Here is a 13,295-nt window from a genome sequence, read left to right on the forward strand (position 1 = left end):
CATGCGCGTGGCAAAAACCCGTTCGCGCAAGGTTATAGAATCAGCCCCATGACCAGCGGCCCTCTCGAGTTCACGGTTTCGCGCGCGGCGCACCCCGCCACCGAGGCCGAGCGGGTAGCGATCCTGGCGGACCCCGGTTTCGGCAAGTACCACACCGACCACATGGTCTCGATCGATTACGTCGAGGGTGAGGGCTGGCACAACGCGCGCGTCCTCGGATACGGCCCGATCGAGCTGGACCCGTCGGCCATCGTGTTGCACTACGCGCAGGAAGTGTTCGAGGGGCTCAAGGCATACCGATGGGCCGACGGTTCCGTGGTCGCGTTCCGGGCCGACGCCAACGCGGCCCGGATGCGGTCGTCGGCGCGGCGGCTGGCGATGCCAGAGCTCCCGGACGACCTGTTTCTCGAGTCGTTGCGCCAGCTCATCGCCGTCGACAACCAGTGGGTGCCCAGGGCCGGCGGCGAAGAGGCACTTTACTTGCGGCCCTTCATGATTGCCACCGAGCCCGGCCTGGGCGTGCGGCCCGCCAAGGAGTACCGCTACCTGTTGATCGCATCGCCGGCCGGAGCGTATTTCAAGGGCGGCATCAGTCCCGTCACGGTCTGGGTGTCCACCGAGTACGTGCGGGCCAGCCCGGGCGGCACCGGAGCCGCCAAATTCGGTGGAAACTACGCCGCCTCGCTGCTCGCCCAGGCTGAGGCCACCGAGCACGGTTGCGACCAGGTGGTGTGGCTGGACGGCGTGGAACGCCGCTTCGTCGAAGAGATGGGCGGGATGAACCTGTTCTTCGTGCTGGGCAGCGGCGGCTCGGCTCGCCTGGTCACCCCCGAGCTGTCCGGTTCGCTGCTTCCCGGGATCACCCGGGACTCGTTGTTGCAGTTGGCGATCGACGCCGGTTTTGCGGTCGAGGAACGCAAGATCGATATCGAGGAGTGGGAGAAGAAGGCCGCCTCCGGTGAGATCACCGAGGTGTTCGCCTGTGGCACCGCCGCCGTCATCACCCCCGTCTCACGGGTGAAGTACGGCGACGGCGAGTTCACCATCGCCGACGGCGAATCCGGCGAGGTGACCATGGCGCTGCGCGACACGTTGACCGGGATTCAGCGGGGCACATTCGCCGACACGCACGGCTGGATGTCGCGGCTCGGCTAGTCGCTAGTCGCTAGTTGCTAGTAGCGCCCGACGTCAGAGGCGCACCAACCCGGCCAGCGTCACCGCGCACACCGTCGTCGTCAGCTCGATGGCGGCACCCAGCACGTCGCCGGTGATGCCGCCGAACCGGCGCACACAATGCCGCACCAGCACCGCCCCGCTGCAGACCGCCACCGCCACGGCGACCGGTCCCTGCCAGGGCCGCGGGCCGGCCGGCACTGAGACGGCGAGCAGCACGGCCAGCCATGCCACCACCGCAAACGCCGGCTGGGAACCCGCGACCTGGACGCCGAGCGTGCTGCCGTCGGCCGCCGGGACCGAGCGCCGGGCGGCCAGTACCGCGCTGACCCGGCCGGCGAAAACCGCCAGCACAATCGCCGGCGGGCTCACCGCCGTGAACGCAGTGCCCTGCAGGGCGATCACCAGGACGACGGCCGCGACCCCGAACGGGCCGGACGAACCGTCGCGCATCACCGCCAGCGCCCGCTGCGGCGGTCCGTAGCAACCCAGCCCGTCGGCCGTGTCTGCCACACCGTCGATGTGCAGGCCGCGGGTGGCCAGCAGCAGGGCGGCCACGGCGAGCAGGCCCGGCAGCACGCTGAGGTGGCCGAACGCCGCCGCGGCGCCCCACGTCACGGCGGCCGCCAGCACGCCGAGCGCGGCGCCGACCACCGGTAGCGCGGTCAGGGCGCCGCGACCCATCGGGCCGGTTCGCGAGTGGGGGACCGGCAGCACCGTGCCGAAGGCGAAAGCTGTTGCCAGTGACCGGATCACGGGGTAGCGGGGTCCGGCGGGGTGATCGCGCCCGACACTCCGGCCTCGGTGAACGTCGACATCGAGGACAAGGTGGCCACCGCGGCCCGCAGCACCGGCAATGCCACCACGGCGCCGGTGCCCTCGCCCAACCGCATGCGCAGGTCCACTATCGGCTCTAATTCCAGCGCCGCCAGCGCCAGCGTGTGGCCGGGCTCGGTCGACCGGTGGCCGGCCTGCCACCACTGCCGCGCGCCCGGCGCCAGCCGTTCGGCGACCAGCGCGGCGGCCGTTACCGCCATGCCGTCCAGCAGCACGGGCGTACGCCGGACGGCGGCCTGCGCGCAGAAGCCGGCCATCGCCGCGAAGTCCGCGCCGCCGCAGCAGCGCAGCAGCGCCACCGGGTCACCGGCGATCGGCTGCGCCCGGTACAGCGCATCGCGGACCACAGCGGTTTTGCGCGACCACGCGGAATCGTCGATACCGGTTCCGAAGCCGATCACCGCGACCGGTTCATTGTTCGTCAGCGCGGCCACCAGGACCGCGGCCGGGGTGGTGTTGCCGATGCCCATGTCGCCGGCGATGAGCAGGTCGGCGCCGGCGTCGACCTCCTCGTCGGCGATCTGCTGACCGGCCGCGATAGCCCTCGCCGTCTCCTCCTCGGACAGCGCGTCCTCGACCGCGATGTCGCCGCTGCCGCGACGGACCTTGTCGCTGAATTTGTCGGACACCGCGATCAGATGCTCGTCGCAGTCCACCGCCAGATCGACCACCCGCACCGTCACACCGGCGACGTCAGCCAGCGCATTGATCGCAGCTCCGCCGGCGGTGATGTTGACGACCATCTGCGCGGTCACCTCGGGTGGGTACGCCGAGACCCCTGACCTGGCCACACCGTGGTCACCGGCGAAGACCACCACCCGTGCCCGGCCGAACTGGCGGGGCGGGCACTGCCCCTGGCAGGCCGCGACCCACACCGACAGATCCTCCAGCCGGCCCAGCGCGCCGCGTGGCTTGGTCAGGGTGTCCTGCCGGGCACGGGCCGCCGCCTCGGCGTCCGCGTCGGGCGCCGGCACCGGCGCAAACCCGGTCACGCCGGTGCCTTGATCGTCAGGGGTTGCCCGGCGACCACCAGTACCACCTGCTCACACAGTGCCGCCACCCGCTGGTTGAGACTGCCGAGCTCGTCGGCGAACCGGCGTCCGGCTGCGGTCGCGGGCACGACGGTCAGCCCCACCTCCGGACTGACCAGCATCAGCGTCGACTCGAACGCGCGCACCGCGCCCAGCAGCTGCGACACCGGTTCGTCCACCGAGCCGCCGTCCCAGCAGTGGTTTCGATCCAGCGCCCCGGTCAGCCAGGTGCCCAGGTCGTCGACCAGGGTCGGGACGGCGGGCGGCTGCTGCAGAACGCGGGCCACATCACCGGTTTCCTCCGTCGTCCAGTGCCCGGGACGACGGTCGCGGTGCTTGGCGATCCGCGCCATCCAGTCCGGGTCCGCCCGGTCCAGCGGGCCGGCGGCGAGGTAACGGACCGGCTGATCTGGTGCCAACGCGTTTGCGATTGCGTCCTCCGCCCACCGGGACTTGCCCGACCTGATACCGCCGAGCACCAGCGTGCGCACGTCAGATCAACGGGTCATTCGACATGGGCGCCACGTTCGACCTGAGGCCGCGGAGCGCGCATCCGGCGCATCTGGGAGGCGCGCCCAGCGGCGTAAATGCCCAGCTTCCAATGACTTTCGGTGTTCTTTGGGAACTTCGCGTCCACCAGCCGGCCCACCTTGCGGCCCAGGATGATCCCGTCGATGGTCATCAGCGCCATCAGCGCCAGCATGATCGGGGACATATAGAACTGCAACTGCGGCAACGCGAACATGAAGGCGAGCAACGCCAGGGCCGAGGGCATGAACAGGCCGAGCACATTGCGTCGGGCGTCCACCACGTCGCGGACGTAACGGCGGACCGGCCCCTGATCGCGCGGCAGCAGGTATCCCTCTTCGCCGGCCATCATCCGTTCCCGGCGCTCCGACATCCGGGCGCGGCTGGCCGTGCGATCGGCGCGGCGTTCTTCGCGGCTGAGCTTCGCTTTGGCCATCGACTTGCGTCGGGCCCGGGCCTCCGATGCCGTCATCGGCGCCGGCGCGACCGGCCCCTTCCTGCCGCGAGCCTCGTTGCGCTTGGGCGTGGGACGGCCCTTGGGGCCGGTCCGCGCCCCACGGGCCGCCGTCTCGGCCGCCACGGAACTCTGCTCCGGCGTGGCCGGAGCGTCGTCACCCTCGTCATGACCCTTGTTGCGGCCCAGCAGCTTCACAGTCGTCAGGTTACTTCGCTTATGTGAGCCTGCTTAATTGCGGCTGTATTGCGTACGGCGAACTGCGTGTACACCTACGCTGGCCAGTGATGAACGGGGCGCAGGCGGGGGGTGGTGCTGCCGGTGGCTTCGGGCCCGGCAGGCTGCAGCTGCCTGCGATGCGGGTGCTGGTGGCTCCGGACTGCTACGGCGACAGCCTGTCCGCGGTGGAGGCGGCCGCCGCGATCGCGACCGGCTGGACCCGGTCCCGGCCCGGTGACTCCTTCATCGTCGCGCCGCAATCCGACGGCGGACCCGGGTTCGTCGAGGTGCTGGCCAGCCGGATCGGGGGACTGCGGCGGCTGCGCGTGTCCGGCCCGCTGGACGCCGAGGTCGACGCCCGGTGGGTGTACGACGAGCGGTCCCGGACCGCGTACCTGGAATGCGCACAGGCCTGCGGTCTGGCACTGCTGGAGGGCCCGCCGACGCCCGAGACCGCGATGGCCGCGCACAGCAGGGGCGTCGGTCAACTCATCGCCGCCGCTCTGAAGGCCGGCGCGGTGCGCATCGTGGTCGGGTTGGGCGGCAGCGCCTGCACCGACGGGGGGCAGGGGATGATCCACGAGCTGGGCGGCCTGGACACGGCCCGGCAGTGGATGTCGGGGATCGACCTCATCGCCGCCTCAGATGTGGAATATCCGCTGCTGGGGCCATGGGGGGCGGCCCGGGTGTTCGCGCGGCAGAAAGGGGCCGACACCGCGACGATCGCCAAGCTGGAAGAACGACTCGAGGCTTGGGCGCAGGTGCTGGACACTGTCGCCGGACGGGACGTGAGTGCCGAACCCGGCGCGGGCGCCGCCGGTGGGATCGGGGCCGGCCTGCTGGCGCTGGGCGGGCGGTGTGAATCCGGCGCGGCCATCTTCGCCGAACTGACCAACTTCGGCGATGACCTGGAGGACGCGGACATGATCGTCACCGGTGAAGGCCACTTCGACGAACAGTCGCTACACGGAAAGGTGGTCGGCGAGATCGCGGCCGCCGCCCGCCACCTCGGTATCCCGGTGATCGTGCTGGCCGGGCAGGTGTCGGTGGATAAGTCCACCACCCGGGTGTCCGGCATCATGTCCGCCCTGGCCATGAGCGAATATGCAGGTTCGGTGCGGCTGGCACTGGCTGACGCCGCCAATCAGCTGATGGGACTGGCCTCGGAGACTGCGGCGCGACTCGGGAATAGCGGCCCGCCGGGGTACCGTTGACGTAGTGGGTTCCCCTGAGCAGGCCCCAGGATCACAGCTGGACAGGCCCACCCGGACAATGAGCATGTAGGAGAAGCAATGACGGTGCAGAACGAGCCGACCACCTCGACGCACGGCGTAATCCTGACCGAGGCCGCCGCTGCGAAGGCGAAGTCCCTGCTGGACCAGGAGGGACGCGACGACCTGGCACTGCGGATCGCCGTGCAACCGGGCGGATGTGCCGGCCTGCGTTACAACCTGTTCTTCGACGACCGCACCCTGGACGGCGACCTGACCGTGGAATTCGGCGGTGTGACGCTGACGGTGGATCGGATGAGCGCCCCCTATGTCGAAGGTGCGTCGATCGACTTCGTCGACACGATCGAGAAGCAGGGCTTCACCATCGACAACCCCAACGCCACCGGTTCGTGCGCGTGCGGGGACTCGTTCAACTGATCGGTCAGTACTGACCCGCGGTGCGCAGCACGTAGGAACACACCAAGATCTGTCCACGCTGGAACAACAGCTGGGCAATGCCTTGGACCTGCCCGCGTGACGGGCCGCCGGCGGCCGGCGTCACCTGCATGCTGAACAGCACCTGAGCCTGGTACTGCGAGAGGTAGACGATCTTGTCGATCGCCGTCACCTCGACCTCGGAGAACTGTTTGCGGAACGCGTCGCTGCTGAGTTTGGCCAGTGCCTGGTCGGAGCGCTTGTCCTTGACGGCGTCATAGAGGCCGCACAGCGTGTTCCGCATGATGTTGTCGAGGTCTTTGTGCGCCAGCGCGTTGAGGTAGCTCTGGACCGCCGTCTTGGCCGAGGTCTCCGAGACCGCGCTGCCGGTGTTGGCGCCGTTGGTGCGCACCCCGTACACGATGGCGGTGGTCAGCGCGGCCACCAGGGCTACCGCCAGCAGCACGCCGATCAGCAGGCGCTTGTGCCCTCGCTTCGGGCGGGGCGGGGGACCGGGGTAGCCGGCCGGCGGTCCAGCGGCGTTGCCGGGTCCGAAGGCCGGTTCGGTGTGCGGGAAGTCCACGGTTGCGTTGGGCCCGGCTTCGGGATACGGCTGCGATGGTTGAGGCCCATCGGCACCCACGGCAGGGTTCGGTGGGTGCGGACCGGCCATCGTTGTTCTCCTACGCTGGGGGACGAGGCGACGAGCGGGTTGCCGTACGAGTACGAATGTCCAGCCGCGGCAACCGGGTAAGTCTCTAGGCAGGCTAGCGCAAGGGGAGCGGGCCGCCTCGAACGTCGGCACCGTTCGGCGCCGGCTGACGTTCGTGAGAGGCTAGACGACTGACAAACGAAGGGTGGATTTTTCGTGACCATCGCGGTGACCGGTTCTATTGCCACAGACCATCTGATGCGCTTTCCCGGCAAGTTTTCCGAGCAACTGCTGCCCGAGCACCTGCACAAGGTGTCGTTGAGCTTCCTGGTCGACGACCTGGTGGTCCATCGCGGGGGAGTGGCCGGCAACATGGCCTTCGCCATCGGAGTGCTGGGCGGTGACGTTGCGCTGATCGGTGCCGCGGGTGCCGACTTCGCCGACTACCGGGACTGGCTGAAGTCCCACGGCGTCAACTGCGACCACGTCCTGCTCTCCGACACCGCGCACACGGCGCGCTTCACCTGCACCACTGACGTCGACATGGCCCAGATCGCGTCGTTCTACCCCGGCGCCATGTCCGAGGCCCGCGACATCAAGCTGGCGGACGTGGTGACGGCTGTCGGTACCCCGGAGCTGGTGATCGTCGGCGCCAACGACCCCGAGGCGATGTTCCTGCACACCGAGGAGTGCCGCAAACTCGGCCTGGCCTTCGCCGCCGACCCGTCCCAGCAGCTGGCCCGACTGTCGGGTGAGGAGATCAAGCAGCTCATCGACGGCGCCGCCATCCTGTTCACCAACGACTACGAGTGGGACCTGCTGCTGTCCAAGACCGGCTGGACCGAGGCCGACGTGATGGCCCAGGTGGACCTGCGGGTCACCACGCTCGGCGCCGACGGAGTCGACATCTTTGAGCGCGACGGCGCCAAGGTGCACGTCGGCGTGGTGCCGGAGACCAGCCAGACCGACCCCACCGGCGTCGGCGACGCGTTCCGTGCCGGCTTCCTGACCGGACGCAGCGCCGGCCTGAGCCTGGAGCGGTCGGCGCAGCTGGGTTCGCTGGTCGCCGTGCTGGTGCTGGAGTCGGTCGGGACCCAGAACTGGGAGTGGGACCGGGCGAGCGCGGTTGCGCGGTTGGCCGGCGCCTACGGCGACGAGGCGGCTTCCGAGATCGCCGCAGTGCTCGCCTGAGTTCCGCGAGCAGACGCAAAATCGCCTTGGAGCATATGCTCCGGGGCGATTTTGCGTCTGCTCGTCAGAGCTCGACCGGGTAGACCGGCTCGCTGATCTGCGGCACCACGCTGTGCTCGACGAAGATCGCGTGCCACAGCATGAAAATCAGCATCGTCCATAGCCGGCGGCTGTGATCGCTGGTGCCCACCCGGTGCTCGTCGAGCATCCGCCGCACTGCGGCCAGGTCGACGAGGTGGCCGGCCTGCGATTTGTCGACCATCTCGTAGCCCCACTCCAGCAGTTCGCCGGCGCGCAGCCAGTGCCGGATCGGCACCGGGAACCCGAGTTTGGGGCGGTTGAGCACGTGCGCCGGCACGATCGGCTCCAGCGCGCGCCGCAGCGCGTACTTGGTCGTGGTGCGGGTGATCTTGGACTGGTAGGGCAGCCGCGAGGCCACAGCGAACACTTCGGGGTCCAGGAACGGCACCCGCAGCTCCAGTGAGTTGGCCATCGTCATCTTGTCGGCCTTGACCAGGATGTCGCCGCGCAGCCAGGTGAAGAGGTCGATGTGCTGCATCCGCGCCACCGGGTCCCAGCCCGCCGACTCGGCGTACACCGGCGCCGTGACGTCGGTATGGGTCCAGTCCTCCCGGAATCGGGGCAGCACGTCGCGCAGCTGCGCGTCGGAGAAGCTGCGGGCGTTGCCGTAGTAGCGCTCTTCCAGCGTCAGCGAGCCCCGGTGCAGCAGGCTCTTGCCGCGCATCCCCTCCGGTAGCGGCTTGGACACCTTGCCCATCGACCGTCGCAGCGACCGCGGCAGGTAGTCGAACGGCTTGAGCGACAGCGGCTCGCGGTAGATCGTGTAGCCGCCGAACAACTCGTCGGCGCCTTCGCCGGACAGCACCACCTTGACGTGCTTGCGCGCCTCGCGGGCGACGAAGAACAGCGGCACCAGCGCCGGGTCGGCGACCGGCTCGTCGAGGTACCAGACGATCTCGGGCAGCGCGCCCACGAACTCCTCGGCGCTCACCACCTTCGCGATATGCCGGGCCCCGATCGCCTCCGCCGATGCCACCGCGACGTCGAGTTCGGAGAAGCCCTCGCGTTCGAAGCCGGTGGTGAACGTGATCAGGCGCGGGTTGTGCCGGATCGCCAGGGCCGCGATGGCCGTTGAGTCGATGCCGCCGGACAGAAACGACCCGACCGTGACGTCGGCGCGCATGTGCTTGGCCACCGAGTCCTCGAGCACCGCGGTGATCTCGTCGTAGCGGGCCTGTTCGGTGCCCGACGTAATCGGCACCGCGGCAAACCGCGGAACGAAATATCGCGTGACCGCCGGCGCAGACCCCGGCCGGATCCGGGCGTAGCAGCCCGACTCGAGCCGGCGCACGCCGCGGTGCAACGTCTCGGGTTCGGGCACGTACTGCAGGACGGTGTAGTGCTGCACCGCGCGTTCATCGATCCCGGAGCCCCCGGCGTCGAAGCCGATCAAGTCAGCCAGGTCGAGCAGGCATTTCTTCTCGCTGGCCACCGCGGTGCCGCCGGCGCCGGTCGCCATGAACAGCGGCTTGATGCCGAACGGGTCGCGGGCGCAGAAGAGTTCCCGGGTGACGGTGTCCCACAGCGCGAACGCGAACATGCCGCGCAACCGCTTGAGCAGGTCAGTGCCCCAATGATGGAAGCCCGCGACGATGGCTTCGCCGTCGCCGTCGGTGGCGAATACGACCCCGTGCCGGGTGCGCAGTTCCTCGCGCAGCTCCAGGTAGTTGTAGATCTCGCCGTTGAACACCAGCACGTAGCGGCCCGGCGCCTCAGGCGGTCCCCAGCTCAGCGGCTGATGGGAATGCGCGAGGTCGATGATGGAGAGGCGGTTGAAACCGAAGACCACCGAACCGTCCGCGTCAGGGTCGGCCCAGGTGCCCGGTTCGTCGGGTCCGCGATGGCGCATCAGGTGCGATGCCCGCGCGATCGCGCCGTCGGCCTCGGCGGCATGCGCTGCCGCGGCATCGGCTCCGGCAGGCCCGTCCGGGCCCGGCGGAGCGGCGACGAAGGCCAACAATCCACACACGGCGCCCCAGTATGCCGCAGTCCGGAAGACCATGTCGGGTCGCCGTGCGCGCCGCGCCCGGCGGGTCGCGGTGACCAGGCAGTCGCCCGGGAAGCGGTGTGGTCTACGCTGCGTAGTATTCGACATCCGAGTTAGCCGACTCGGCCGAAAGCCGGCCGGCCCAGCTTGCGATACAGGAGGCGTCAACGTGGCACGTCGCGGGCACGATAGTTCGCAGAGCTTGTCGCAGAGCAGGTCTCGGCACCGTTCCGGAGAGGCGCGGGGCCTGTCCCGTCGTCTCCGCCCGATCGCTATGGCAGTGACGCTGGGCGTGCTGGCGGTCACCCTGAGCGGCTGCTCGTGGGAGGACGCGCTCGCGCTCGGCTGGCCGAAGGGCATCACCCACGAAGGCCACCTCAACCGCGAGCTGTGGATCGGCGCCGTCATCGCCTCGCTGGTCGTCGGCGTCATCGTCTGGGCTCTGATCTTCTGGGCCTGCACCTTCCACCGGAAGAAGAAGGGCGACGACGAGTTCCCCCGTCAGTTCGGCTACAACATGCCGCTGGAGCTGGTGCTGACCGTCACACCCTTCCTGATCATCTCGGTGCTGTTCTACTTCACCGTCGTGGTGCAGGAGAAGATGACGCACCTGGCCAGCGATCCCGAAGTCGTCATCGACATCACCTCGTTCCAGTGGAACTGGAAGTTCGGCTACCAGCGGGTGGCCTTCAAGGACAACACGTTCAACTACGAGGGCGCCGACGCCGCCAAGAAGAAGGCGATGACCTCCAAGCCGGAGGGTAAGGACCGCCACGGGGAAGAACTGGTCGGACCGATCCGTGGTCTCAACACCGAAGACCGCACCTACCTGAACTTCGACAAGGTCGAGATCCTGGGCACCAGCACCGAGATTCCGGTCCTGGTGTTGCCTGCCCACAAGCGCATCGAGTTCCAGATGGCCTCGGCCGACGTGATCCACGACTGGTGGGTGCCGGAGTTCCTGTTCAAGCGCGACGTGATACCCAACCCCGAAGCCAACCACTCGGAGAACCGTTTCCAGGTTGAGGAGATCACCCAGACCGGCGCGTTCGTCGGCCACTGCGCCGAGTTGTGCGGCACGTACCACGCGATGATGAACTTCGAGGTCCGGGTGGTGGAGCCGAACGACTTCGTGGCCTTCCTGCAGCAGCGCATCGCCGGCAAGACGAATGCCGAAGCGCTGCAGGCCATCAACCAGCCACCGCTGGCGACCACCACCCATCCGTTCGAAACCCGCCGCGGCGAATTGGCCCCGAGCCCAAGAGGTTAGGACAGTTCATGCATATCGAAGCCAGGTTGTTCGAGTTCATCGCCGCCTTCTTCGTCTTGGTGACGGTGCTGTACGCGATTCTGACCGCCATCTTCGCGAACGGCGGCGTCGAGTGGGCCGGGACCACCGCGCTGGCGCTGACCGGTGGGCTGGCGCTGATCGTCGCCACCTTCTTCCGGTTCGTGGCGCGCCGCCTCGACACCCGCCCCGAGGACTACGAAGGCGCTGAAATCAGTGACGGCGCAGGGGAATTGGGTTTCTTCAGCCCGCACAGCTGGTGGCCGATCATGATCGCCCTGTCCGGATCGGTGTGTGCCGTCGGTATCGCTCTGTGGCTGCCGTGGCTGATCGTCGCGGGCGTCGTCTTCATCCTTTCCTCGGCGGCCGGGCTTGTCTTCGAGTACTACGTCGGACCCGAAAAGCACTGATTGCATCCGCAAAGGTCACAATCTGGTCACCAGTTGACCGGTGGTCAGTTTGCCGTGGGACCTGTGCACCGGCCGGTTGGGTAGGGTTTGCCGAGGCACGATGAGTACTCACGGAGTGCACGGATGCAGCCGCGGATCCCCGCGCGCTGGCTGGGCAGTTGGACAGGGTAGGCAGACATGAGCGGGCCGAATCCGCCGGGACGGGATCCAGACGAACCCGACCCTGTCAGCGAGCCTGACGACCTGGAATCCGGCAGCGATGAGTTGAGCGACGGCGATGGCCTCGAGCCGCTCGACGGCGGCGACGTGGAGCCGCCAGCCGAGACGGACGCCTACTCCCGGGCCTACTCGGCGCCCGAGTCCGAACTGTTCAGCAGCCCGTATATGCCCGGCGATCTGGCCCTGTACGACTACGACAGTTACGACGAGGCCGACCGCGACGACGAGCGGTCCCCGCGTTGGCCGTGGGTCGTCGGGGTGGCCGCGATCCTGGCGGCGATCTCACTGGTGGTGGCGGTGTCGCTGCTGGTTACGCGCACGGGGACCAGTCAGCTGGCCAACCCGGCGACCACCACCACCTCGTCGGCGCCGCCGGTGCAGGACCAGATCACCACCACCAAGCCGCCACCCTCGTCGGAGCCGCCACCGCCGTCCTCGGAGCCACCCCCGCCGCCCCCGCCGCCCGAAACACCACCTCCAACGGAGACGCAGACAGTAACCGTGACGCCCCCGCCGCCACCACCACCGCCGCCGCCCGCGACCACGGCCGCGCCGCCTCCTGCGAGCAGCACCACCGCCGCGGCACCACCCCCGGCAACCACGACGCCGGCCGGGCCACGGCAGGTCACCTACTCGGTGACCGGCACCAAAGCCCCCGGCGACATCATCTCGGTGACCTACGTCGACGCCTCCGGCCGCCGGCGGACGCAGCACAACGTCTACATCCCGTGGTCGATGACCGTCACACCGATCTCGCAGTCGGATGTGGGTTCGGTGGAGGCGTCCAGTCTCTTCCGCGTCAGCCGACTCAACTGCTCGATCATCACCAGTGACGGAACGGTGTTGTCCTCCAACACCAACGACTCACCGCAGACGAGCTGCTGATGGTCAGCAAGTATTCGGCATACCGGCGTGGCCCGGACCCCGTGGTCAATCCGAATATCATCGACCGCGTCATGATCGGCGCCTGCGCCGCGATCTGGCTGGTGCTTGTCGGCGTCAGCGTCGCGGCGGCGGTCGCGCTGGCCGATCTGGGTCGGGGCTTTCATAAGATGGCGCGCACCCCACACACCACCTGGGTGCTCTATGCCGTCATCGTCGTCTCGGCGCTGATCATCGCCGGAGCTATCCCGGTGTTGTTGCGGGCCCGCCGGATGACGCAGGCCGAACCGGTGGTGCGCTCGCGAGCCCTGCAGGGCGGCGCCGTCAGGCCCGCCAAGCAGGTCAGTCGCTCCGGGTCGCGCATCCCGATCGAGCAGTCACGCCGCGAGTCGGTCAAAGCCTATGGCGCGCTTGATGAATGGTCCGGTGCGGTAGTGGACCGGATCTGGCTGCGCGGGGCACTGGCACTGACCAGCGCTATCGGGACGTCGCTGATCGCCGTCGCGGTGGCGACATATCTGATGGCCGCCGGACACGAGGGCGCGTCGTGGGTCAGTTACGGGTTCGCGGGGGTGATCGCCGCGGGTCTGCCGGCGATCGAGATCCTCTATGTGCGTCAGCTCCGTCGCGGCCAGGTAGCGCACTGAGTTTCGCGGCGCTCTTGGGGTGGTGCGCGCGTTCTGGTGTGCGTCGACGG

The 13,295-nt window shown here is 68.7% G+C and carries 14 protein-coding genes; 8 read left to right on the top strand and 6 right to left on the bottom strand.

Features of this window, described 5'->3' with window-relative positions:
* Positions 1-48 precede the first annotated feature (48 nt).
* Complete coding sequence (locus tag ACNQS7_RS32275; protein WP_418015769.1) at positions 49-1,155, top strand: branched-chain amino acid aminotransferase; 1,107 nt, start codon at positions 49-51, stop codon at positions 1,153-1,155.
* Positions 1,156-1,188: 33 nt separating this feature from the next.
* On the opposite strand, the gene ACNQS7_RS32280 is transcribed toward ACNQS7_RS32275, so the two are convergent.
* The 4 genes from ACNQS7_RS32280 to ACNQS7_RS32295 are packed head-to-tail and all read right to left on the bottom strand — an operon-like array spanning position 1,189 to position 4,149.
* Positions 1,189-1,929: an adenosylcobinamide-GDP ribazoletransferase gene (locus ACNQS7_RS32280; RefSeq protein WP_418015770.1), complete on the bottom strand. Its 741-nt coding sequence runs from the start codon at positions 1,927-1,929 to the stop codon at positions 1,189-1,191.
* A complete protein-coding gene (gene cobT / locus ACNQS7_RS32285; RefSeq protein ID WP_418015771.1) occupies positions 1,926-3,002 on the bottom strand; it encodes a nicotinate-nucleotide--dimethylbenzimidazole phosphoribosyltransferase in 1,077 nt (358 codons plus the stop codon). Before cobT ends, ACNQS7_RS32280 begins: the two co-directional genes overlap by 4 nt.
* Positions 2,999-3,532, bottom strand: coding sequence for a bifunctional adenosylcobinamide kinase/adenosylcobinamide-phosphate guanylyltransferase (locus ACNQS7_RS32290; protein WP_418015772.1), 534 nt, complete (start codon positions 3,530-3,532; stop codon positions 2,999-3,001). The genes cobT and ACNQS7_RS32290 overlap by 4 nt, the downstream gene beginning before the upstream one ends.
* 14 nt (positions 3,533-3,546) lie before the next feature.
* The gene (locus ACNQS7_RS32295) at positions 3,547-4,149 is read right to left on the bottom strand and encodes a DUF3043 domain-containing protein (RefSeq protein ID WP_418016243.1); all 603 of its coding nucleotides are present in this window, start codon (positions 4,147-4,149) and stop codon (positions 3,547-3,549) included.
* Between the two features lie 230 nt (positions 4,150-4,379).
* Here ACNQS7_RS32295 and ACNQS7_RS32300 point away from each other — a divergent pair, with 230 nt between their 5' ends.
* Together ACNQS7_RS32300 and ACNQS7_RS32305 are read left to right on the top strand one after the other, a co-directional pair.
* Positions 4,380-5,456: a glycerate kinase gene (locus ACNQS7_RS32300; protein ID WP_418016244.1), complete on the top strand. Its 1,077-nt coding sequence runs from the start codon at positions 4,380-4,382 to the stop codon at positions 5,454-5,456.
* 78 nt (positions 5,457-5,534) lie between these two features.
* Positions 5,535-5,891, top strand: coding sequence for an iron-sulfur cluster assembly accessory protein (locus ACNQS7_RS32305; RefSeq protein ID WP_055578999.1), 357 nt, complete (start codon positions 5,535-5,537; stop codon positions 5,889-5,891).
* A gap of 4 nt (positions 5,892-5,895) precedes the next feature.
* On the opposite strand, the gene ACNQS7_RS32310 is transcribed toward ACNQS7_RS32305, so the two are convergent.
* Positions 5,896-6,561: a hypothetical protein gene (locus ACNQS7_RS32310; RefSeq protein ID WP_418015773.1), complete on the bottom strand. Its 666-nt coding sequence runs from the start codon at positions 6,559-6,561 to the stop codon at positions 5,896-5,898.
* A gap of 195 nt (positions 6,562-6,756) precedes the next feature.
* Between ACNQS7_RS32310 and ACNQS7_RS32315 the strand changes: the two genes are divergently transcribed.
* Positions 6,757-7,731 carry a carbohydrate kinase family protein gene (locus ACNQS7_RS32315; protein ID WP_055578997.1) on the top strand — a complete coding sequence of 325 codons (975 nt, stop codon included), beginning with the start codon at positions 6,757-6,759 and terminating at the stop codon, positions 7,729-7,731.
* Between the two features lie 64 nt (positions 7,732-7,795).
* Here the strand turns inward: ACNQS7_RS32315 and asnB are convergent, their stop codons facing one another.
* A complete protein-coding gene (gene asnB / locus ACNQS7_RS32320) occupies positions 7,796-9,781 on the bottom strand; it encodes an asparagine synthase (glutamine-hydrolyzing) (RefSeq protein WP_418016245.1) in 1,986 nt (661 codons plus the stop codon).
* Positions 9,782-10,073: 292 nt separating this feature from the next.
* On the opposite strand from asnB, the gene ACNQS7_RS32325 reads away from it, so the two are divergent.
* From ACNQS7_RS32325 to ACNQS7_RS32340, 4 genes are all read left to right on the top strand, one after another.
* Positions 10,074-11,069, top strand: coding sequence for a cytochrome c oxidase subunit II (locus tag ACNQS7_RS32325; protein WP_197419879.1), 996 nt, complete (start codon positions 10,074-10,076; stop codon positions 11,067-11,069).
* Positions 11,070-11,077: 8 nt separating this feature from the next.
* Positions 11,078-11,497, top strand: a complete 420-nt coding sequence (locus ACNQS7_RS32330; RefSeq protein ID WP_055578995.1) for a cytochrome c oxidase subunit 4 — start codon at positions 11,078-11,080, stop codon at positions 11,495-11,497.
* A gap of 177 nt (positions 11,498-11,674) precedes the next feature.
* The gene (locus ACNQS7_RS32335) at positions 11,675-12,601 is read left to right on the top strand and encodes an MmpS family transport accessory protein (protein ID WP_418015774.1); all 927 of its coding nucleotides are present in this window, start codon (positions 11,675-11,677) and stop codon (positions 12,599-12,601) included.
* Positions 12,601-13,245 carry a DUF2561 family protein gene (locus ACNQS7_RS32340; protein ID WP_418015775.1) on the top strand — a complete coding sequence of 215 codons (645 nt, stop codon included), beginning with the start codon at positions 12,601-12,603 and terminating at the stop codon, positions 13,243-13,245. The genes ACNQS7_RS32335 and ACNQS7_RS32340 overlap by 1 nt, the downstream gene beginning before the upstream one ends.
* The last annotated feature ends 50 nt before the right edge of the window (positions 13,246-13,295 follow it).

Source organism: Mycobacterium sp. 23 (assembly GCF_048287075.1).
GTDB lineage: Bacteria > Actinomycetota > Actinomycetes > Mycobacteriales > Mycobacteriaceae > Mycobacterium > Mycobacterium gordonae_B.